The 21,470-nt window shown below is 50.3% G+C and carries 22 protein-coding genes and 2 tRNA genes; 10 read left to right on the forward strand and 14 right to left on the reverse strand.

Annotation, left to right across the window (positions count from 1 at the left end):
* Nucleotides 1-171 precede the first annotated feature (171 nt).
* Genes trpD through TDIS_RS07420 form a run of 3 tightly spaced genes read left to right on the forward strand, consistent with a single transcriptional unit; the run spans nucleotide 172 to nucleotide 3,217 of the window.
* Nucleotides 172-1,212, forward strand: a complete 1,041-nt coding sequence (trpD, locus tag TDIS_RS07410) for an anthranilate phosphoribosyltransferase (protein WP_068670890.1) — start codon at nucleotides 172-174, stop codon at nucleotides 1,210-1,212.
* Nucleotides 1,212-2,564, forward strand: coding sequence for a TrkH family potassium uptake protein (locus tag TDIS_RS07415; RefSeq protein ID WP_068670892.1), 1,353 nt, complete (start codon nucleotides 1,212-1,214; stop codon nucleotides 2,562-2,564). Before trpD ends, TDIS_RS07415 begins: the two co-directional genes overlap by 1 nt.
* A complete protein-coding gene (locus TDIS_RS07420; protein WP_068670894.1) occupies nucleotides 2,564-3,217 on the forward strand; it encodes a potassium channel family protein in 654 nt (217 codons plus the stop codon). The genes TDIS_RS07415 and TDIS_RS07420 overlap by 1 nt, the downstream gene beginning before the upstream one ends.
* Nucleotides 3,218-3,291: 74 nt before the next feature.
* On the opposite strand, the gene TDIS_RS07425 is transcribed toward TDIS_RS07420, so the two are convergent.
* The 4 genes from TDIS_RS07425 to TDIS_RS07440 all read right to left on the reverse strand — a co-directional run bounded on the left by TDIS_RS07425 (nucleotide 3,292) and on the right by TDIS_RS07440 (nucleotide 7,456).
* Nucleotides 3,292-3,717: a hypothetical protein gene (locus TDIS_RS07425; RefSeq protein ID WP_068670896.1), complete on the reverse strand. Its 426-nt coding sequence runs from the start codon at nucleotides 3,715-3,717 to the stop codon at nucleotides 3,292-3,294.
* A 24-nt stretch (nucleotides 3,718-3,741) separates the two neighbouring features.
* A complete protein-coding gene (locus TDIS_RS07430; protein ID WP_068670898.1) occupies nucleotides 3,742-4,713 on the reverse strand; it encodes a sulfite exporter TauE/SafE family protein in 972 nt (323 codons plus the stop codon).
* Between the two features lie 63 nt (nucleotides 4,714-4,776).
* Entirely contained in the window at nucleotides 4,777-5,715 is a 939-nt protein-coding gene (locus TDIS_RS07435) for a universal stress protein (RefSeq protein ID WP_068670900.1), read from the reverse strand.
* A 10-nt stretch (nucleotides 5,716-5,725) separates the two neighbouring features.
* Nucleotides 5,726-7,456 (reverse strand): ArsB/NhaD family transporter, encoded by a 1,731-nt coding sequence (locus TDIS_RS07440; protein WP_068670902.1) that lies wholly within the window; start codon nucleotides 7,454-7,456, stop codon nucleotides 5,726-5,728.
* A gap of 81 nt (nucleotides 7,457-7,537) precedes the next feature.
* Here TDIS_RS07440 and TDIS_RS07445 point away from each other — a divergent pair, with 81 nt between their 5' ends.
* Nucleotides 7,538-7,864 (forward strand): hypothetical protein, encoded by a 327-nt coding sequence (locus TDIS_RS07445; protein WP_153303805.1) that lies wholly within the window; start codon nucleotides 7,538-7,540, stop codon nucleotides 7,862-7,864.
* Nucleotides 7,865-7,894: 30 nt separating this feature from the next.
* Here the strand turns inward: TDIS_RS07445 and TDIS_RS07450 are convergent, their stop codons facing one another.
* A complete protein-coding gene (locus TDIS_RS07450) occupies nucleotides 7,895-8,524 on the reverse strand; it encodes a TrmH family RNA methyltransferase (protein ID WP_279614541.1) in 630 nt (209 codons plus the stop codon).
* The gene (locus TDIS_RS07455; protein WP_068670906.1) at nucleotides 8,511-9,179 is read right to left on the reverse strand and encodes a Crp/Fnr family transcriptional regulator; all 669 of its coding nucleotides are present in this window, start codon (nucleotides 9,177-9,179) and stop codon (nucleotides 8,511-8,513) included. Before TDIS_RS07455 ends, TDIS_RS07450 begins: the two co-directional genes overlap by 14 nt.
* 74 nt (nucleotides 9,180-9,253) lie before the next feature.
* Here TDIS_RS07455 and TDIS_RS07460 point away from each other — a divergent pair.
* The 4 genes from TDIS_RS07460 to TDIS_RS07475 all read left to right on the forward strand — a co-directional run bounded on the left by TDIS_RS07460 (nucleotide 9,254) and on the right by TDIS_RS07475 (nucleotide 10,443).
* Nucleotides 9,254-9,330 (forward strand) — tRNA-Met (locus TDIS_RS07460).
* Between the two features lie 22 nt (nucleotides 9,331-9,352).
* Nucleotides 9,353-9,427: transfer RNA gene (locus TDIS_RS07465), tRNA-Cys, on the forward strand.
* A 10-nt stretch (nucleotides 9,428-9,437) separates the two neighbouring features.
* Nucleotides 9,438-9,809, forward strand: a complete 372-nt coding sequence (gene queD, locus TDIS_RS07470; protein ID WP_068670908.1) for a 6-carboxytetrahydropterin synthase QueD — start codon at nucleotides 9,438-9,440, stop codon at nucleotides 9,807-9,809.
* A complete protein-coding gene (locus TDIS_RS07475; RefSeq protein ID WP_244147494.1) occupies nucleotides 9,787-10,443 on the forward strand; it encodes a 7-carboxy-7-deazaguanine synthase QueE in 657 nt (218 codons plus the stop codon). The genes queD and TDIS_RS07475 overlap by 23 nt, the downstream gene beginning before the upstream one ends.
* Here the strand turns inward: TDIS_RS07475 and TDIS_RS07480 are convergent.
* Nucleotides 10,440-12,035: a carbon starvation CstA family protein gene (locus TDIS_RS07480; RefSeq protein ID WP_068670910.1), complete on the reverse strand. Its 1,596-nt coding sequence runs from the start codon at nucleotides 12,033-12,035 to the stop codon at nucleotides 10,440-10,442. The two genes, TDIS_RS07475 and TDIS_RS07480, sit on opposite strands and share 4 nt — an antisense overlap.
* Nucleotides 12,036-12,388: 353 nt before the next feature.
* On the opposite strand from TDIS_RS07480, the gene TDIS_RS07485 reads away from it, so the two are divergent.
* Complete coding sequence (locus TDIS_RS07485; protein WP_068670912.1) at nucleotides 12,389-13,879, forward strand: hybrid sensor histidine kinase/response regulator; 1,491 nt, start codon at nucleotides 12,389-12,391, stop codon at nucleotides 13,877-13,879.
* Here the strand turns inward: TDIS_RS07485 and TDIS_RS07490 are convergent.
* Genes TDIS_RS07490 through rplU form a run of 7 tightly spaced genes read right to left on the reverse strand, consistent with a single transcriptional unit; the run spans nucleotide 13,876 to nucleotide 20,644 of the window.
* Nucleotides 13,876-14,547 (reverse strand): LOG family protein, encoded by a 672-nt coding sequence (locus TDIS_RS07490; RefSeq protein ID WP_068670914.1) that lies wholly within the window; start codon nucleotides 14,545-14,547, stop codon nucleotides 13,876-13,878. The genes TDIS_RS07485 and TDIS_RS07490 overlap by 4 nt on opposite strands.
* Nucleotides 14,531-15,268 (reverse strand): DNA repair protein RecO, encoded by a 738-nt coding sequence (gene recO / locus TDIS_RS07495; RefSeq protein WP_244147495.1) that lies wholly within the window; start codon nucleotides 15,266-15,268, stop codon nucleotides 14,531-14,533. The genes TDIS_RS07490 and recO overlap by 17 nt, the downstream gene beginning before the upstream one ends.
* 19 nt (nucleotides 15,269-15,287) lie before the next feature.
* Nucleotides 15,288-15,659, reverse strand: a complete 372-nt coding sequence (locus tag TDIS_RS07500; protein WP_068670918.1) for a helix-turn-helix domain-containing protein — start codon at nucleotides 15,657-15,659, stop codon at nucleotides 15,288-15,290.
* Nucleotides 15,659-16,579, reverse strand: coding sequence for a peptidyl-prolyl cis-trans isomerase (locus TDIS_RS07505; protein WP_068670920.1), 921 nt, complete (start codon nucleotides 16,577-16,579; stop codon nucleotides 15,659-15,661). Before TDIS_RS07505 ends, TDIS_RS07500 begins: the two co-directional genes overlap by 1 nt.
* A 24-nt stretch (nucleotides 16,580-16,603) precedes the next feature.
* Nucleotides 16,604-20,032, reverse strand: coding sequence for a transcription-repair coupling factor (gene mfd / locus TDIS_RS07510; RefSeq protein WP_068670921.1), 3,429 nt, complete (start codon nucleotides 20,030-20,032; stop codon nucleotides 16,604-16,606).
* 12 nt (nucleotides 20,033-20,044) lie between these two features.
* Entirely contained in the window at nucleotides 20,045-20,317 is a 273-nt protein-coding gene (gene rpmA / locus TDIS_RS07515) for a 50S ribosomal protein L27 (protein WP_068670924.1), read from the reverse strand.
* 12 nt (nucleotides 20,318-20,329) lie between these two features.
* Nucleotides 20,330-20,644, reverse strand: a complete 315-nt coding sequence (gene rplU, locus TDIS_RS07520) for a 50S ribosomal protein L21 (RefSeq protein WP_068670927.1) — start codon at nucleotides 20,642-20,644, stop codon at nucleotides 20,330-20,332.
* Nucleotides 20,645-20,754: 110 nt separating this feature from the next.
* On the opposite strand from rplU, the gene TDIS_RS07525 reads away from it, so the two are divergent.
* Nucleotides 20,755-21,470 (forward strand): nitrate- and nitrite sensing domain-containing protein (locus TDIS_RS07525; protein ID WP_153303806.1); only part of this gene is annotated, 716 nt, incomplete at its 3' end.

Raw genomic sequence — 21,470 nt, forward strand, 5'->3', positions numbered from 1 at the left:
CCATATTTTTCCTTAACTTACCACGATTTGAGATAGCAATCCCTGAACCCCACTTAATCGTTTCGTTCCCCAGATTCCCACTTAAACGGAAATCTGGGATAGCAACTTAAACTAGTCGCTAACACCTTTTATAATACTATTCACACTTCGAAGAGCGGGAGGTAAGGACTTATGGAAGACCTCAAGCCCTATCTAGCCAAGCTGGTCGAGGGGAAGGAGCTTACGGAGGAAGAGGCTGCAGAGGTCATTGGGCTCATCATGGACGGCCGGGCCACTCCGGCCCAGATCGGAGCCCTGCTTTGTGCTCTGCGCATAAGGGGAGAAACCTGGCAGGAGGTAGCTGGAGCGGCCCGAGCTATGCGAAAACGCATGGTAAAGGTGCCTCACGGTCTTCCTGAGGATCAGCCCCTGGTGGATACCTGTGGAACCGGAGGGGACGCCAAGGGTACCTTCAACGTCTCTACGGCAGCGGCCTTTGTAGTGGCGGCTGCGGGCATTCCGGTGGCCAAACACGGAAACCGTTCCGTCACCAGCCGCTCGGGAAGCGCAGACGTGCTCGAGGCCTTGGGTATCCCGCTCGAACTCCCGCCGGAATTTGCGGCCAGGGCCCTTTCCGAGGTAGGCTTTACTTTTCTCTTTGCCCCAGCCTATCACCCAGCGGTAAAGGCCGTCATGGGACCAAGACGCGAACTGGGATTCCGGACTCTCTTTAACCTTTTGGGCCCTCTCTGCAATCCCGCCCTGGCAAACACCCAAGTACTCGGGGTCTTTGACTTCCGGCTCACGGAGAAGATGGCCTACGCCCTGGATGCCCTGAGGGTGAGACGGGCGCTCGTGGTCTTCGGAGAGGGAGGCTATGACGAGTTCACCGTGACCGGCTGGACCAAGGTCTCTGAACTCCGAGACGAACGGATCACCACCTACTATGTTACCCCGGAGGAGGTAGGGCTTGAGCGCTGCGAGGACCCCGAGGAGCTTAAGGGCGGAGATGCAGAGGAAAACGCCCGGATCCTAAAAAACATACTCTCCGGAAAGGATACGGGGCCCCGGCGGGACATGGTGTTACTGAACGCTGGAGCGGCCCTCTACGCCGCGGAAAAGACCTTGGATCTAAAAGGGGGGGTGAAGCTTGCCCGTGAGATCCTTGAATCCGGAAAGGCCTACGAAAAGCTCCAGGAAGTACAAAACTTCTTTAAGACCCTGAAAACCTGATGTTTACCGTCCGGCCCCCTATACGCTCGACCTTCTATCTGGTTTTCTCTTTCGCGATCGCCTCCCTTTTAGGAAGCCTCCTACTGGTTCTCCCTGGGATGCATCGGGGGCATCTCTCCTTTCTCGACGCCCTTTTCACCTCCACCTCGGCCGTCTGCGTGACTGGTCTCACAGTGGTAGATACCGCCGATACCTTCACCCTTCCGGGCAAAATCGTCCTGCTTGCGCTCATCCAGGTGGGTGGACTCGGGATCATGACCTTCTCCACCCTGTTTTTTCTCCTTTTTGGAAGGGCTGTTCCCATCGAGGAAAGTCTGGCCCTCAAGGAAAGTTTTACGCCTTATCAAGGAGTAAGATTAAAACCTCTGCTCCTGACCATCATTTCCTATACTTTGATTATAGAAGCCGTGGTAACCATTTTATTATTTCTAGGCTTCATGCCGCTTTTTGCTCCTTCTTCAGCCCTGTTTCACGCCGCCTTTCACGCGGTCTCGGCCTTCTGTAACGCCGGCTTCTCAGATCTTCCGGACGGCCTTCTCGCTTATAGGAGGAACTACTACCTTCCGGGAGTTATCATGCTGGCCGTCCTAGCCGGGAATACGGGGTTCCCCATCATCTTTGAGACCGTAAACCGCATACGCTCCCGTCGCCCCCGGAGCTGGTCCCTGCACCTAAAACTCACGCTCTCGATACACCTGGTCCTGATACTAATGGGAGGCTTCTTCTTTTTTTGGTTTGAACGCGCCGGGGCCTTCCAAAACCTCCCCTTACCTTCTAAGCTGATGAACGCGCTCTTCCTTAGTGTCAGTGCCCGAACGGCCGGCTTCAACCTCATAGATCTAACCGCTTTCAGTGAAGCCTCTCTATATCTTTTAATTTCTCTCATGTTTGTGGGGGCTTGTCCCGGTTCCACTGGTGGTGGTGTCAAGACCACCACTCTGGGGGTCCTTCTGGCCTCGGTCGTGAGTCGTTTAAGGGGCCTCTCCCGAACCATGGCCTTCAAACGCACCATCCCGGAAGAGCTCCTCCATAAAGCCCTTACCCTGGTAACTCTTTACGCCCTCGTCATTTTTGCCGCTCAGTTTTTGCTGGTCTCTTCTCTACCCCACCGCCCCTTTTCGGACCTGGGCTCTGATTTCCTGGCCAGGCTCTTCGAGGTCACCTCGGCCCTAGGGACGGTGGGACTTTCAATCGGTTTAACCCCAGAACTTTCCAACTTTGAAAAACTTGTGATCATAGGCACCATGTTCATTGGACGGGTGGGGGTCTTATCCCTAGCCATACTTCTTACGGGCCTTTCCGCTGGCCACAAAGAGTTTTATTATCCTAAAGAGGAGGTCCTTCTGGGTTAATGACCAAGAAGCGTTTCGGTATCATCGGGTTGGGACGATTCGGGAGTTATCTAGCCCGCACCCTGGCCGAGCAGGGGCAGGAGGTCATCTGCATCGATCGATCTGAAAAAGCGGTTGAGGAAATAAGCCCGCTTGTGGCGCAGGCCGTGGTGGCCGACGCCACCAAAAAGGAAACCCTAGAACACCTGGGATTTCATAGAATAGACACCGCCATCGTGGCCATCGGGGCCCTGGCTCAGAGCGTGCTGGTAACTCTGTTTCTCAAGGAACTGGAGACCCCTTACATCATCGCCAAGGCCCTCAACGAAGAGGGGGCGAAGATCCTTTCCCTTATCGGGGCCGATCGGGTCATCATCCCTGAGAAAGACTCGGCGGTGAGACTGGCCCGTTCCTTGGTGATGCCCAACCTCCTAGACTTTCTTCCTCTTCTTCCCGACTTCTATATCGCCGAGGTTTACCCTCCGGCAGACTTTGTCGGGAAAACCCTCAAGGAACTTGACCTTCGGAAGAGGTATCGGGTCTATGTAATAGGCATCAAGAGGGCTTTTTCAGATAAGATTCAACTACTCCCCCCGGCCGACTATGTAATAGAAAAAGACGACCTTCTTTACCTCGTAGGGCACAAAAAGGATCTCGCTCCCTTCACCAGCTAGAAGCCACCGCCTGAGGCCTCAGGCGGTGGCTTAGCCTGTCAACAGAGTGAATGTACGCAGGTCCTCAACTAATCTTAATGGCCTCCTACGCCCGGCAAGATAATAGGCTTCATAATGGCAAAGACAAACTCAGCTATCATGATCAAGAAGAAGATAATATAAGCCTTCTGTCCGCCGGCTCGCGCAAGGGCTGCCACCAAAGCCAACAAAGGAGCCAAAGCCAGTATACAAATACCGAGCATGCTCAGGCAGTCCATCCCTTTAAGATTAGAAAGGAACCAAGCATATCCATGGATTTCTATCCCTTTGACCTCCTTCCAAAATTCGCTTACCGGGAGGTTCCAATTGGCAATGGCCTGCTTCATGTCCACAAAACCTGAAAGCCCAACTAGATAAAGCAGACCGAAGATCACCATGACCGCTAGACCAATATAAGTAGTTATTTCCATGGCTCTTGCGAAGCTAATATTTAAGGGATCAATATAGACCTGCTTTTCCATCGTTTCCCTCCTTTTTAGGAATTTTTAAATCACGTGGAGGCCCTTGAGGCCCTTGATAATGTTAAGAACCGCCGCCAATAGCATAATAGCCATCACAAGATATTTTACAAAGACCGGTTTGGCCTTCACCGCAAGCTTGGCTCCGATCCGCGCTCCGATGGAAATACCTATCACCGAAGGCACCACGATCATGGGAAGCACTGCCCCTTTGGCGATGTAAATCCAGGCCGCCGCCGCGTCGTTGACCCCAATGATAACCATACTCGTAGAGGTCGCTACCTTGATGGGGGCCCCCATAAGGAGGTTCAGGACAGGCACATTGGCCCAACCAGCTCCCAAACCGAACATTCCAGCGATGAAACCCACTAAGGCGAAAAAGATAATACCTACCGGAAGACGAGTAATCTTGTACTCCACCACCTTGTTTAAGGTGGGCTCAAACCAGCTCCCCGTAAGCCCCAAAGCTGAGGAAAGTCCGTCCTGCTCCTTGACCTCCGGGAACTCCACCCTCTTAGAAGTGAGCATCACGACGAAAATAACGAAAAGCACCAGCCCCAAAGCAATAGTGATGTAGTATTTCCCAGAAGGAAAGGCGTTGGTGATCCAAAGGCCTACGATACCACCAATAATAGAAGTCACCATCGAAACACAAACCACTGGAGCCATGACTTTGATGTTGGCCAATCCCTTGCGAATGAGCTGAGGAGACGAGGAAAGAGCGCTGGTTAAAGCCATAATCAGACCGGCTCCCCGAATAAAATCAACGCTAAAAGGGAAAAAAGCCGTCGAAAGAGGTACAAATAGCACTCCACCCCCTACGCCTGACATAGGAGCAATTAGACCAATAATAAAAGTAAATCCAAAAAGAATAAGAGGCCAGGCCCACCAGGGAAGACCCCCGCCTTTAGCGGCTGCCTCCGAGGCCAAAGCCTCCCCTCCCAGTCCAAAAACCAAAACCAGGAAACCCAAAAACAGCCATAACCATTTAACCCTCATAACACCTCCCTCCTTAGCCTAGATTTGAAACTTTTCTACACCTCTTCCCTTTTTTTGCAACCCTCAACTCCGGTTAACTACTACCAGGGTGGGAGAAGTCAAACGATGGAGGACCCTCTCAAACACACTCCCCATAAGGAGCTCCTTTATATGACCTATCCCCCGACGCCCCAAAAAGACTAGATCGTATTGTCCGGATTCCGCTTCTTCAATAATCTCTTCCGCCGGACTACCCAAGGCCAGCTTTTTGGTAATCGTACTTTGGATTCCGGCCTCCCTAAGAAACTTCTCCGCTGCAACCAAAATGGCATCGCTTTCTTCAGGGGTCCCCTTTTCCAACACCGGCAAGAAATCCACTACATGGAAAAGAACTATCTCTTTAGCCTGCCATAAAAGAGCTACCCCCGCAGCTTCCTCAAGGGCTTTCCAGGCATAAGAAGATCCGTCTAAACAGACCAAGATGCGAGGGGGACCACAGTGACCGCTTTCGGCAAAAAGTCTACCAACCACATAAGTAGAATGCTCACCCGGACGATGAATTAAGGCCTGCGTACAGCTTCCCAGAACAATTTCAGAAATGTGCGAGCGCGCTCTACGGGCTATGATTTCTGCACCGCAGGCCTTTTCATAGGCAAAACGGGCTATCTCTGCGGGCGGATCGCCACTCAAAACCACCTCTTCCACTGGGAGGTTGGGGAGCTCTTTTTTCAACTTCTCAGACGCCTCTGCCAAGAAGGGCTCGGCCTCTTTCTTAAGATACTCTTGATACAACTCCTTAAGGAGCTTGCTATCTTTGACCAAGCTCTCAAGCCGCAGATCTCGGCGGGAGGCTTTCTTGAGGGCATCCGAGGAAACTACGTGCAGAAGATAGACCTTCTTCACAATCCCTTCCGGAAGTCCTTTGAGCATACAGACCACAAAGTTCAGAAGGGCTTCGTAAGAACCGTCCTTACCCAAAGGAACCAAAATTTTTTCCAGATGGGGCAAAAACCTCTGAGGCATAGTCGGCCTCCTAGTAAAAAATTAGTAGCCAGACATTGGCTATGGCCACGCTTATGATCATATAGATGAAACCGACCTTCATGTACTGGAAAAATTTGATCTTATGCCCGGCGGCCTCTGCAATTCCTAAAGTAACCACGTTGGCGCTGGCCCCAATCATGGTGCCGTTGCCGCCAAAACAGGCCCCTAAGGCCAGGGCCCACCAAAGAACATTGCTTTCGGCCCCGGGAATCACCCGAGAAAGATAGGCCGTGATAGGCAGCATGGTGGCCGTAAAAGGAATGTTGTCGACAAAGGCACTCATGATGGCCGCCACCCATAGAATAAGACAGATGGCCACCGTAAGGGAGCCTTGCGAAAGCTTGTAAACACCATCCGCGATGATGGCGAGCAGGCCGGTTTCTTCCACCGAGCCCACCAGCACAAAAAGGAACATGAAAAAGAGGAGCGTTGTCCATTCAATATCTTTTTCTACCACCTCTAGGAGATCCACTTTTTTGGTCACCAAGGCATAGGTAAAGAGGAGAGAAGCCCCGAAAAGGGCCGCTACGGAGACTTCCATATGAAAGATACCGTGAGTTACGAAGAAAAAGATGACTATCAACATGATTATAAGCCCCACCGTAAGAAGCGTGCCATCCGTTATACGGTATTCCTCACGAAGTTTGGCGATAAAGGCCTCCACATCGTCCACTTTAGCTTTGGCATAGTCCCGGCCATATACGATCTTGGAGAAGAAAAAGAGGACCACCATCGAAAGGACTACCACCGGGGTAAGATTCTTTACGAAATCCATGAAGGTAAGCCCTGTATAAGAACCAATCATGATGTTCGGGGGATCTCCGATAAGGGTGGCCGTACCGCCCACGTTGGAAGCCAGGATCTCCGGGATGAGGAGGACCAGCGGCGAAATCCCCAGAGAAAGGGCTATTTCTATGGTCACCGGTGTCAAAAGGAGCATGGTAGTCACATTATCCAGAAAAGCCGAAGCCACCGCCGTAAAAGAGCACAGAATTACACAGAGGAGGAAAACGTTACCTCGGGCCAGCTGGTAGCTCTTGTAGGCACACCACTGGAAGATCCCCGTTCGCTTGAGAACCCCTATGATGATCATCATACCCATGAGGAGGAAAATGACGTTCATGTCTATGGCCGCGATGGCCCGCTCGTAAGAAATGATTCGGAAGGCCGGATCCCAAACTCCTAGGGTATAGGTTACGATGAGCATGATGGCGGCCCCAAGGAGGGCGGCCACTGTCCGATGCAAAAGCTCGAAGCTTATGAGAATGTAGGCCAGCACAAAAATTATAGTTGAGATCCAGAAAGCCGGCCCCAGATGCCGCTCAAGGATCACGTTTTTGACCACAAATACATCTTGCCCATGAAAGGCCAGCTCCGAAGGCTCGATGTGCAAAATCACAGGTTTAAAACTGCTCTTAAAGATCTCCAGTTCCAGCTTCCCCTCACGCAGGGCCCTCTCTGGGACTTCGGCCACCACCTGAAAGGAACCGTCCTTTTCAGTCTCGATGGCTTCAATCTCTTGGTGTCCGTGGGCTCCTTTACGAAAGGCTAGAGGCTTCCCATCAAGCAAAATCTTGATCTCGGCCTCGCTTACCGGTTCCTTATGAGAATCGAGCACTCGACCGGAAATATGGAGATAAAGCTTATCCGTGGACGCAAAAGAATTCAGGACTCCTAGCCATAGAAAGGAAACCACAAACAGGAGCCACCATCTCTTCATGGCGCATCTCCTCTGTTATTTTAGATTTTAAGATCTTCCTTGGCTTTACTAAATTTTTTTTCTCCTGTAAATCCCTTGAGTATGAAAAGAAAAAATTTCCTCTCGGAAAAAGATTTGCGGCTTTTTTTGAAACGCTTTTTAAAAGAGAAATTAAAAGGCCTCCCCCCGGATTTCAAAATCGAAATAAGAGTGTTTTCTCATCAGCCCCCCCGAACGGCCTTGAAGATCCCGGCTCATTCTGAAAAGAATCTCCTTAGAGCCCATCAAGTGGACCTTTTGATCCGTGAGCTTTCCGAAGCGGGCATCACGGTAGAGGTTTTTTATCTTGACGACGAACCCGAGGCCTCAGAGAGCTTATCCTTCAACCCCTCGGAAAAACCTAACCAGGGCAAGGCCCAATTTCCGTAAAAAAGGGGGGGTTGTCTTTATAGAAAAATTTCATCTCCGGCGGCTGCGAATGACGTCCTCGTAAGCCCATTTCCTGAGAATTTCTTCCATTTCCTTCTCGGTAAGCTGCGGTCGATCGTAAAGGCCGGCGGTCTCCCGCTGGCGAAAGGCCTCGTAGAGGATAATCCCGGTGGCTACCGAAACGTTTAGGCTCCGCACCATGCCCATCATGGGGATCTTTATCCGATGGGTAGCCAAGGGGAGGAGGTCCGGCGAGACCCCTTCCACCTCGTTGCCCACTACAATGATTGTGGGATGGGTGTAGTCCACCTCCCGGAAGTCTAGGGTTCCGGCTCCCAGCCAGGTCACCACCACCTGAAAACCTTGATCCCGAAACTCCTGAAGCTTTTCTACCGGAGATTCTACCTTCTCCAAACAAACCCAGCGGTGGGCCCCAAGAGTCACAGCCTCGTTTATAGGGGCCGGACGGTCTTCTTCATAACCATAAAAGACCTGAAAAATCCCCACGGCTTCCGCGGTGCGGATGAGAGCCGAAAAGTTGTGTTCGTTCTTGACCCGATCCATAAAGAGCACAAGATCTTTTTGCCTGCGGACAAGAACCTCCCGCATACGGATCAGTCTTCTTGGGAGCACTAGATACTCTTTTTCAGGCTCTTTCAAGGCGACGGAGCCCCTCTTCGTCCAGTATTCGAATCTGTTTTCCGGAAACCTCGATCAACCCTTCTTCAGAGAGACGATTTAAAACCCGGGATAAAGTCTCCGGGACCGTCCCCAAAAGGGCCGCCAGTTCCCCTTTGGGGATCTCAAGCTCAAACTCCGGACTGCCTTTGGTTTCCCGTAAATAAAGGAGGTAGCCCGCAAGCCTCTCCGGGACTTCTTTAAGGGAGAGGGCCTCGACCATCCCGGCAAGCTTTCTGAGTCTCAAGGCCTGAAGAGCAAGCATGTTGAGGGCTAATTCGGGCCTTTTCCGCACAAGTTCAAGGAAGGCCTTACGCGGAAAAAGTAAAACCGCCGCCGGGGTCAAAGCCTCGGCCCAAGCCGGATAGCGGGATCCGGAAAAAAGGGCCGCCTCGGCAAAGGCCTCCCCAGGGCCAAAGACATGAAGGATTTGTTGTCTTCCACGGGAAGAGAGCCGATAAATTTTTATTCGCCCTTTAATGACCACATAAAAGCCGGTGGCTTCCTCGCCTTGAGCGAAAAGGATTTCGCCCTTTTCAAGTTTTTTAAGGCGTGAAATCTCTCTTAAGCGTTGAAGGTCTTCTTCCGGAAGACCCTCAAAAATTGGGATCTTCTTTAAGACTTCTAGTATCTCCATAGGCGATTAGATTATAGCCCCGGCTCTCCCCCTTGACAAAGAGAAAAAGCCTGGAAAGATTTAGGGAAGAGTGTGGCGGCGTAGCTCAACTGGTTAGAGCATGCGGCTCATATCCGCAAGGTTCGGGGTTCGAGTCCCTGCGCCGCCACCAAAAAATAAGAATTGAAATCGTAGGCGGCGTAGCCAAGTGGTAAGGCGACGGCCTGCAAAGCCGTGAATCCGGGGTTCGAATCCCCGCGCCGCCTCCACTAATAATCCATGTTTGAGCTTACTGTCCGCGACGAGTTTTCAGCTGCGCATCAGTTACGGGGCTACGAAGGAGCCTGCGAGAATCTCCACGGCCACAACTGGAAAGTGGAAGTGGCCGTTCGTGGTTCGCAACTTAACGAAATCGGTATTCTTATAGATTTCAAAGAGCTCAAAAAGGCCTTAAAAGAGATCCTTTCAGAACTTGACCACTGTCATCTCAACGAACACCCTGCGTTTAGAGACCTCAATCCTTCCTCAGAAAACCTGGCCCGGTTTATCTTTGAACGCCTTGAAGAGAAACTTGCGGGAAAACCGGTGGAGGTCTTCCGGGTTACGGTCTGCGAGACGGAAAGGTCCTGTGCCTCTTATTTCAGGGGATAAAATTCGCCTAAAAATCAGTGAACTTTTTGTCAGTCTTCAAGGGGAGGGTCCAGCCGCGGGCTATCCGGCCTTCTTCGTAAGGCTTTCAGGTTGCAATCTATCCTGCTGCTGGTGTGATACCCCTCATGCCCGTCAACCTGAAACCGGCCAGGAGATGGAAATGCCTAAAATTATCAACCGTTTCCGCAAGAGCGGGGTCTCCCAGGTCCTTATAACCGGAGGCGAGCCCTTGCTTCAGGAAGGAGTCTATGCGCTCATGGAGGAGCTTCTTGCCCTCGGAGCCCAGGTCTTCCTTGAGACCAACGGCAGCCTATCCTTGAAGCGCGTACCTTCTGAAGTTACCAAAGTCATGGACCTCAAACCTCCTTCTTCTGGCATGAGTAAATACATGCTTTATGAAAACCTGCGCTACCTTAGCCACAGGGATCAGATCAAGTTCGTGATTGCGGACGAAGAGGATTACCGCTGGGCAAAAGAAAAAGTACTGGGGCTTGGGCTAAACTACTTTACCGAAGTATCCTTCTCACCGGCCTGGGGCCTCATGTCTCCAGAGAAACTGGCGAAAATGATCCTGAGAGACCGGCTTCCGGTGCGACTCCAGCTACAGCTTCACAAGATTCTGAAGCTTCCTTAACGCCGCTCCAAGAATTTCCGCACCGAAACCACCAGTAAAAACACCGTAAGGGCAAGCAACCCCAGAGCCAGGACCGAGAGAAGGAGATGCCCCGAGCCCAGGTTCTTGCGAAAGAGGATAGCCAGGGCTGTGAGGGTTACCGCCAGCATGAAAATGGCCGGAAGGCTCACGAAGGCAAATGGCCTTCCGGTGGCCATCAACCAGACTGTAAGGGAAAGAAGCGCCAGCGCTGCAAGGAGCTGATTGGCCGAGCCCATAAGGGGCCAGATCTTTTGCCAGGCCCCGGAGAAGGCTAAAGCCGCCGAAAGACCCACTACCACCAGCGTAAAGACCACCCGGCTCCGAGAGGTAGAAACGTGTTCCCCCTCGCGGGCGAAAAGTTCCTCAAGCATGAAACGGGAAACCCGGGTGGCGGTGTCCAAAGAAGTGAGCGCAAAGGCTGAGACCGCAAGAGCGGCAAAGGCCTTACCCTTCTCAACGGGTATGCCCAGAGACGCAAAAAACCCAGCCACTCCGGTGGCAAAGGTAGTGATAGGGCCTTGGGTCTTCAGCAAGCCTTTATAATCCGCAAGGCTCAAACCCACCACGGCACACAGAGAAATCACCCCCAAGAGACCTTCCAGGAGCATAGCTCCGTAGCCCACATAGCGGGCCTGGGACTCACGGGCCACCTGCCGAGCGGTAGTGCCCGAGCCCACCAGAGAATGGAAACCCGAAATGGCCCCGCAGGAAGTGATCACAAAAAGCAGGGGGAAGAAAGGCCCGATCTCATTAGTGAAACCGGTAAAGGCCGGAAGTCTTACCTCCGGAGCTCCGATCAACAAACCCAAAAAGGCCCCGAAGAGAAGGGCATATAGGAGAAAGGCGTTGAGATAGTCCCGGGGCTGAAGTAATAGCCAGATGGGCAGAACCGAGGCCAAAAAGACATAAATAAAAAGAAGAAGGCGCCAGTAAATCTCTGGCAACCTTAGGGGAAATTTGAAACCCAGAAAGATGGAAGCCGCAAGCCCGCAGAGCCCGAACACCGTAATCAGGGGGAGAGGCAACCCCACCCGGTAATAAAGTATCCCGAAGACCAGGGCCAAAACCAGGAAAAGAACGGAAGCCGTGGCTACCGGGGGAGAGGCTACAAAGGTCTTGGCTACGATGACATCAAAGGCCGCCACCACCAAAATAAGAGTAGCGGTGGCGAAAAGAAGAAAGAGTTTCTGGGCTTGAGGGCCGAGGTATTGTCTTAAAATTTCTCCGATAGAGCGTCCGTCGTGACGTAGGGAAGCCATGATGGAGCCCATGTCATGCACGCCTCCTGCAAAGACCGCTCCCAGTACCAGCCAGAGGAAGACACCTAGCCAGCCATAGGAAGCCGCGAGAATCGGCCCCACAATAGGCCCCGCCCCGGCAATAGAAGCAAAATGGTGACCAAAGAGGATGGGGGTGGAGGTGGGCATGAAATCCAGCCCGTCCCGGAAACGCTCCGCAGGAGTCCTGCGACGATCGTCAACTTCAAACCAACGGGAAACCAAGGAGGAGTAAATAAAAAAACCCGCTCCCAGAATAGCCAAGGCCACAATAATCAAGATCCGAGAAGACATATTTACATTGAAAAGCCGTTGTCTAATTTCGTCAAGCGGTTTGCCATGATTCCCTCTTAATCGTTTCGTTAGCTTGTGCTCCCCGAAATCCCCTGCCGTGCCTTCAAGTTCAGCCTATACGTTTTCCGATTTTTCTTTCACCCGCCGGCTGAAACCCGCTATTTATCTCAATTCCAAACATATCAACGGCTTTAGGTTCCCAGATCTCCACTTGAGCGGGACTTTGGGTTTCTCTAAAGTTGCGTTTTTTCATAAAAATCCCATCTGTTATCCAAATTAACAAACTTGACTTTTTTAAAAAATAAAATATAAAAATTTGTTCGAATTTTTTCATATATATTTAAAAAGACTATATGGGCGTACAAATCAAAATTGGAAATCAGGCCTCCGTTTGGGATTTCGAGGTTGAACCCCTCTTGATAATTGATCCCAACTTTAACGTTCTCTTCCTAAACCAAAAGGCCAGGGAAAAATACCGTTATACAGGTTCCCTTCCCGTTCGCTGTTTCCAATTGACCCATAATCTGGATCATCCCTGTTTTGAAGAAGGGGAAAAATGTCCTCTCAAAGAAGTCCTTGAAAAGAGACAAGGCCTTACCTGTGTGCATAAATATTCAAGACCAGGTGAAAAAATCTTATACGAAAAAATATTAGCTTCACCGGTTTACGATCTCTCGGGCAAGCTGGGAGGCATAGTTGAAATTATCGTGGATATCACCCCCTATGTAGAGGAAGAAATCCGAGTTCGTGAGGAACTTGAACGCAGGGAAAAAGAACTGGAATCTCTGTTAGAGGTCCTTGAAGCCTCCAAAGTGGGGATATTCATCCTTGACTCCAGCTTTAAAATAGTCTGGCTTAATCAGGCCATTGAAAAGTTTTTCGGAATCAAAAGAGAAGAAGTTATTGGCAAAGACAAAAAGGAATTAATCCAGCAAAAAATAAAGTTTATTTACGAAAAACCGGAAGAATTTGCCGAAAAAGTCCTTAAAACTTATAAAGAAAACACTTATATTGAAAATTTCGAATGCCATGTACTCCCCGGAGAAGGACGAAAGGAACGCTGGCTTGAACACTTCAGTCAACCTATAGAATCCGGCCTTTATGCCGGGGGCCGGGTGGAATACTATATTGACGTTACTCATAGGAAAAGACTGGAAAAAGAATTCCTGCAGGCCCAGAGGTTTGAACCCATCGCACAGATGATTGCTGGGATCGCTCACGATTTCAATAACCTCCTCATGACCATTCAGGGATTTGCCGAGCTCTCCCTTATTAAATTAGATAAGGATCACCCTGTATCGAAAAATATGCAACATATTATCTCTAGTTGCGAACGAGGGGCTAAGATCATTGACAAGCTTCTCACCTTTATGAGAAAGAAACCCATCGAAATAAAAGAGATCAATTTAACCTCCCTTGTCAAAGGGATAATACCCCTTATCAAGATAACGATGGGGCCCCACATAAAAACTCGAATCGAGCTCCCAGAAAAACCTCTTGTCATCCGGGGAAATGAGAGCGAAATTGAACAGGTCCTCCTCAATCTCGTAATGAATGCCCGAGACGCTATGCCCGAGGGAGGGGATCTCTGGATAAGACTTAAATCTGATGGCCAATACGCCTTCATTGAAGTGGAGGACTCCGGAGTGGGTATTCCTTCAGACATCCTGCCCAAGATTTTCGAACCTTTCTTTACTACTAAAGGCGATCTGGGCTCAGGGTTAGGACTTTCCGTAGTTTACGGGGTGGTAAAGAGCCTGGGAGGTGATATTGAGGTCCAATCTCAGCCCGGAAAAGGTACCCTTTTCAGGATCTCTTTTCCACTGGCTGCCGAACTCAATTAAGCTCTCAAGGCTGCCTTCTTTCGAATAAAATCCACGACTTCTTCAGGATTGTCTAAGACGGTAAATAGACTAAGGTCAGCTTCGGAAACTTTGCCACCCGCAAGCACCGTGTCTTTGAGCCACGAAATTAGGCCCTTCCAGTAATCCCGCCCCACCAGAATTATCGGAACCGGTCTAACTTTCCGAGTCTGAACCAGAGTAAGAATCTCAAAGAGCTCGTCAAAAGTCCCGTAGCCTCCGGGAAGAAACACGAAACCTACCGCATACTTGGCCATCATGACCTTACGCACGAAGAAGTAGCGGAACTCAAGCCGAATATTGGCATAGGGATTGGGCTCCTGTTCCAAAGGCAGGCGAATGTTTATTCCCACAGAATAACCACCTTCTTCTGCCGCCCCTTTGTTAGCAGCTTCCATCACTCCAGGCCCTCCCCCGGTAATTACCGAAAAACCAGCCCGCACCAATTCCCGTCCAATGGCCTCGGCCTTGGCGTAACAGGGATCTCCAGGTCTCACCCGAGTAGAACCGAAAATGGTGACCGCAGGATAAACTTTTGGGAGCTCTTCAAAGCCCTCCACAAACTCGGCCATGATCTTAAAAAGGCGCCAGGACTCCCGGGCCGCAAGGCCGTTCAAAACATACTGTTTCTCTTCAAGCTCTCTTTTCATAACTTTCAAGGGCCTTCAGGACTTTTAGGGCTTTTATATCTTGGTCAAGGACCTTTTTCAAGAAGGCCTCTACAAGGGTAGCCATCTCCCGAATTTCATCTTCCGGGATCCTGAGACGGGAAAGGCTATCAGGAGACAGTCTGAAGAGAGCCGAAAGTACGGCTCTGGTGCGGGGAGAAATAACACGATCTCCTTCGCGGGCGCAATGTTCACACCTTAAACCTCCACCGGCAAAAGAAAAATAGGCCGAAGACGCAAGTTCCTTTCCGCAAGTTACACAGCCTCGAAATTCTGGAGACCAGCCAAGGAGCCTCAGCAGCTGGAGTTCGAAATAGGGTTTCAAGATGGGAGGAGGAGACCTTTTTTCAAGAAACTTTAGATTTTCAAGTAAAAGAGGAAAGATCTCCCGGCCCTCGGCCGGAGGAGAGGAACGTTCGCAGAGTTCAATGAAATAGGATGCCAAAGTAAAACGACGAGGATCTGTCCGGAAATTTTCCGGAGCAAACAGAAGATCAGCAGCCTCGAGGAAAGGCGTTAGCCCTGAACGTCCTTTCCTGAGGTGAATTCGCAAAAGATGTCCGGGCTCAAGTTTGTTTACGAAACGTCGGCGACTTCGCCGGGCACCCTTGGCTACAGCGGAAAGTCTTCCTCTTTCACGAGAAAGAAAGCTTACCAACAGATCGCTTTCAGAAATCTCCTTTACCGAAAGGACTAGAGCCACCGACAAGGAGCGCAAGGCCTTAAGACCTGAAAAGAAATAAATAGGCCATTATAAATAACAAAACTATTAAAATTAGAACACTCCAAAATAAAGAAAATGACTTCTGCGAAATCAAAACTTCTTTCTCGAAGACCTCGTTTTTTTTAGGTCTTTCGATAGAATCATACCGCAAAAGCACTTCTTTAGGGTCAAGCCCCACAGCTTCGGCATAAGATCGAAGATAACCCCTTACATAAATTTCCGCCGGAAGGCTATCCCAATCCTCGTTCTCAAGGGCCTCAAGGAAGACTTTGTTAATCTTGGTCTCTTGAGCTACTTCTTCGAGAGATAACCCTCTCATTTCTCTGGCTTCCCGCAAATATTGACCTAAAAGTTTTGTAGTTTCGCTCATCAAATAAAAACCTTAATAAAGGCTCTTTCTTTTAAGTCTTTTATCCATTTTTGGAAGTATTCGTCAAGTTCTTTTTGAAATAAAGTTTGATAAATTTCTTCCTTTACCTTCTCGAAAGGCATAGTGGCCTTCTCCTTTATTTCAAGGACTTTAAAGATCTGCCAGTTTTGTCCTACGCGAATAGGGGGGCTAATCGCCCCAGGCTTCATTTTGGCAATGATCTTTCTAACCTCAGGAGTGAGTTCTTCCAACTTAAAACTCCCAAGGCCCTCTCCACTTCCCGGGACATCGGAGTATTTACGGGCCACAGCCGGAAAATTGGCCCCTCCTTTGAGCTCTGCAGCGGCCTTTTTAATCTTCTCTTCGGAGCTGGTAATAATGGCCGCAAGTACATACACTCGGTTCTTTTCCGAAAGATAGTGCTCTCGATAGTAACGCCTAAGATCCTCATCCGTGATCACAATTCTAGCCCGCACACTTCCCTGGACGAGTTTCATTTTTTTAAGCTGTTCTCTTATTTTTTCGCGATAATCTTTGAGGGTTAACCCTTGAGCGGAAAGAAATTCTTGTAAGCGTTCCTCCCCACCTAGCTGGGCCTTAATATCGTTTATGAAGGCGTCTACCTCCTCGTCAGTAACTCTTATGTTGTACTTTTTAACCTCCTGAGCAATAAGTTTCTCTTCAATCAGACGCTCAAGGACATCCTTGCGAATCTTTCGTATGATCCTCTGTTCCTCAATAGGGTCCGTAACTCCACGAAGATATTTTTGAAAAAAAGGCAGGCAAGCCTCATCCAGCTCCGAAAGAGTAATGACTTCGTCATTCACCACCGCCACCACCCGGTCAATGATTTTTGCTCTAAGAGGAAAAGCCAAAATCAAAAAAAGAAAAATCATTAAAAAAATTCTTTTGAAAAACATCGTCACCTCCCAAGATAAAATAGTTCAAAATCTTGTTTTTTGCAAAATTTCAGCTATCTTAGTGGCCTCAGAAAGTAAAGGATCTTCTACCCTTATACGCAGTCTGTTCTCTCTCACAAGTCTCACAAAGCGGTAACTTTCCGAGAGCTCTCGGATACCCTTTTTGTAGCGCTCCACCTCATCCCCTAAATGGAACACTAACTCTTTTCCTCGGGCCTCGAGCTTTAGTACTCTTAGTTTTCGGAGGAGAATCTTTAGGCGGGTAAGCTTAATAAGGTTTTCCCCTTCTGGAGGTAGTTCTCCGAAGCGGTCAATCAGGGAAGTCCGGAAGGCCTCGAGTTCTTCTTCATCTCTAACTAGGGAGAGCTCACGATAAAGGTGAAGCCGCTGCTCCACATCTGGGACATAGGCCTCTGGAAAGTAGGCCGGAAGACCGAGGTTGACTTCCGGCTCCGGGGCCTCTTCAATTCTCTCCCCTTTCATTTCCCGAACGGCTTTCTCCAAGATTTCCAGATAAAGGTCATATCCCACGGCCGCAATGTGACCGGATTGGGAAACTCCCAGGAGATTTCCTGCGCCCCGAATCTTGAGGTCGCTCAGGGCCAGCCGGAAACCCGAACCCAGGTCTGTGAACTGCATGAGGGCCTTGAGGCGCTTTCGGGCCTCCTCGGTGAGCCCCGAAAGGGAGGGCACCAACAGATAGGCATAGGCCTGGACCTTCCCTCTCCCTACTCTACCTCGGAGCTGATAGATCTCTGAAAGCCCGAAGCGATCCGCCCGAGCAATGATAATGGTATTGGCCGAGGGAATATCAAGCCCGCTCTCGATAATAGTGGTACAGACCAGAACATCTATCTCCCGGCGTACAAAACGGGTCATGATCTCTTCAAGTTCTTTAGGCGGCATCTGGCCATGGGCCAACGCCACTCTGGCCTCTGGCACCAGACGTTTCACCCAATTGGCCAGGGCATGCAACCCCTTCACTCGGGGATAGACGAAAAAGACCTGCCCTCCACGGGATAGCTCACGGCGGATAGCCTCCTCCACCACCTCGGGCTCCATCTTAGCGAGTACCGTTTTCACCGGCAGACGTCCCGGCGGCGGGGTCTCGATCACCGAAAGATCTCGGACTCCAAGAAGGGAAAGTTGAAGAGTTCGAGGAATAGGCGTGGCCGAAAGGGCCAGCACATCCACGGTCTTCTTAAGTTCCTTGAGACGTTCCTTCTGTTTGACCCCGAACCGGTGTTCCTCATCGATGATGAGAAGTCCGAGATCCTTGAACCGGACATCGGTAGATAACAGGCGATGGGTGCCTATCACGACCTGAACCTCTCCGGAAGCCAGCTTCTTGAGAACCTCTTTTTGTTCCGCCGGAGGCCTAAGGCGGGAGAGCACCGCGACCTTCACACCGAAGGGTGCTAACCTTTCGGAAAAGGTACGATAATGTTGCTCAGCCAATACGGTGGTAGGTACCAAGACGGCCACCTGTTTGCCGTCCCGCACCGCAAGCATGGTAGCCCGGAGGGCCACCTCGGTCTTGCCATAGCCTACGTCTCCGGCGAGCAAGCGATCCATAGGCCGAGGGCTCTGCATGTCGGCAAGTACTTCCTCGATAGCAGCCTCTTGATCCGGGGTCTCCTCATAAGGAAAGGCGGCCTCGAATTCACGGAAGGTGAGATCGGGAGGGGAGAAGGCATGGCCTCGGGCTACCTTACGGGCGGCGTAAAGGGCCACGAGTTCTTGGGCGATCTCCTGGACGGCCTTCTTGACTTTTTCCTTGCGGGCCAGGAAAGACCGCCCACCCAGACGATCGAGTTTCGGAGGCCTTTCATCCACTCCCACATACCGGTGAATCTCTCCCAGACGATCCACCGGGAGGTAGAGTTTGTCCCCCCCGGCGTACTCTACCAAGAGAAACTCCCCCGGTACGTCTCCAACCTCCAGCTTCACCAGCCCACGGTAGAGACCGATCCCGTGTTCACGGTGAACCACATAGTCTCCGGGCTTAAGGTCCTCAAATCTAAGACCCGTCCTTTCTCTCAGACGGCGTTTTACGACCGGTGGTTTCTTTTTTCCAAAAAGCTCCCGTTCGGATACGAAAACCAGGGTAAGATCCGGAGCAAAAAATCCTTCCGGAAGCTCTCCCACTATCACTTCTGCCGGCACTCGGAAATTGGGTTCCGGGAAGGGAGCTTCCTTTATGGGAAGCTCTTCACAGAGGCCCTCTCGCACGAAAATCTCAACCAGACGTTCAGCGGAAGGCCGACTACCAAGAGCCACCACCAGATGCTCCCCGCTTGCCAGAATACGCTTCAAGAGCGAAAGCCCACGTTCAAGCCCTGATTTTCCAGAATCCACCGGTTCAAAGGCCTCAAGCCCCTTAAAATTGGCTTTGATATCTGTTCCAGAGACAGGTAGTTCCCTCACCAGAACCTTGAAAGGCCACTTCAGAGTCTGATGTTCTAGAAGTTCCGGCGAAAGAAAGGCCTCTTCAGGTTCAAGAAGAAGACGACCGCGCAGGCGTCTGCCCCCGGAAAGAACTCTCCCCCACCAAAATCCGGCTTCGTCCTGAATCTTCTCAGGCTCATAAAGTATCAGCAGACTTTTCTCCGGGAGATAATCAAAAAGGGTCTCGGTTCGTTCAAAAAGGATAGGAAGCCAGAACTCCTCGGGTTCAAGGAACCGTCTTAAAGAAATTTGTTCCCTCAGGGTCTCCACTCTCTCGGCGGGGATCTTAAACTTCTCAGCTCGTAGAAGGAGCCTTTCATAGAGGACTTCAGCCTCACCAACAAAAAAGACCTCCCTTACCGGAAACAGATAGGCCTCCTCCAACTTCCCTTCCGTAAGTTGGTTTTCGGGAGAGAACGTTTTGATCTTCTCCAGGGTATCTCCGAAGAAGTCGAACCTTAGGGGTTTTTCGTAGCCTGGAGGCCAGACATCGAGCACCGCTCCCTTGACCGCAAACTCCCCCACTCGCTGCACCACCCCTACCCGCTCATAGCCCAAGGCTACGAGCTTATCCAAGAGCCCTTCTCGAGGAAAATCTTCTCCAGGGATAAGATATTCATAGACCTTTCGCAGGAGCTCCCGGGGGGGCAATCTCCTTAAAAGCCCCTTTACCGAGGTGGCGATAAGGACCGGTCTTTCCAAAAGCAGATCATAAAGGATCTCGATTCTTCCGGCTCCTTCCTCAGGATCAGGCAAAACTTCCGCAAAGGGAGGATGCTCCGGAGAGGGAAAGAACTTTACGGATTCCGAGGAGAAAAAGGAGAAGGCGGCCACGAACTCACGGGCCGAGGGATCGTCGGGAAAAATCAAAAGAATGGGTTTGGGAAGCGAAAATCTAGAGAGAAAGAAGGCTAAACTTGAAGTTTTAAAACCACTTACAGAGAAAAGACCATGCTTCTTGTCAAGAAAGGCCTCAAAGGCCTTAAAATTTCGCGGTAGATCCACGCGGACATCAAACTAGGCCGCTACCTGGGCCATCTCCACGGGATAAACACTTACTACCTTGTGGCCACCCCGGGATTCGTACTTCACAACCCCATCAATCTTGGCGAAAAGGGTGAAGTCACGCCCCATACCCACGTTGAACCCCGGGCGGATTTTGGTGCCCCGCTGACGCACTAAGATATTTCCAGCCTTAACCAACTGGCCGTCGTAACGCTTTACCCCCAGGCGCTTACTGTGACTATCTCGACCGTTTCTTGAGGCCCCGCCGGATTTTTTATGGGCCATGATTTCACCTCCTTACTGCACTACGATTTCGTCAATTCGCAGAACGGTATAATACTGCCGATGCCCCTTCTTTCTTTTATAATTTTTACGCCGTTTTTTCTTGAAGACAATGATCTTCTTGCTACGCCCCTGCTCAAGAATGGTGGCCTTTACCTTGGCTCCGGAAACCACCGGAGTTCCTACCTGAGGTTCACCTTCACCGGCTACCAGTAAAACCTCCGGAATCTCAACGGTTTCTCCCGGTTCTCCGGGCAGTTTTTCCACTCTTATAGTATCTCCAGGCGCCACCTTGTACTGTTTGCCACCGGTTTTTATGACCGCAAACACCACTACCCCTCCTTCTCGGAAATCCCCCGCATTTTTATGTCTCTTTTAAGGTTTGTCAAGAGGCGCATGAAAGTCAGACCTCTTTAACATATTTTATAATTAAAAATGCTATGTTAGCCTATTTTTATATGAAAAAATGGTTTTTCGACTTGACATTAAAGAAAAAACTCCTGATTTTGCAAACATTGGCCCTTATTCCCTGGTTTTTTGGGCTGACTTATCTGGCTTATCAGACCTGGCCTCAGGTAAAGATCCTAGGCAAAGAAATCCAGGGCGCCCGCCATCTTCCTTATTATGTTACCCTTATGGACACCCTCCAACGCCATCGGGGCTTATCCTATACTTATTTCCTTTCAAAAAGTCCCGAGGAAAAAGCCCGGTTTCGTCCTGCCCTCCTTGAACTTGAAAAGAAATTTTTCAAAACTATCTCCAAGATTGAAGAAAAGTTGGAGGAAGATCAGCAGGCATTTAAATATCTTGAGGAAATAAAAAACAGATTTTCAAACCTTCAAATAGCTAAATTTCAGGGGACAGCCGATGAAAATTTTTGGGACCACAGTCGGCTAATTTTGATTCTTTTCAATATTATGGAGGCCGAAGGACATCAATACGCCCTCTTCTCAGACCCCGACCTTTATGTGCGCACTCTAACGGAAGTAGCCCTGATTGAGCTTCCCAAGCTTACCGAAATCCTGGGGCGGATAAGAGGACTTGGAAGCGGTTACCTTGCCCGTAAAAACTTATCCCTTTCCGAGAAGAAAAACCTCCTCAAACTTTATGTTTCAGCCCACAGTTATGCCGGAACGCTACAATGGACTATTAAAAA

This window comes from Thermosulfurimonas dismutans (assembly GCF_001652585.1).
Classification (GTDB): Bacteria; Desulfobacterota; Thermodesulfobacteria; order Thermodesulfobacteriales; family Thermodesulfobacteriaceae; genus Thermosulfurimonas; species Thermosulfurimonas dismutans.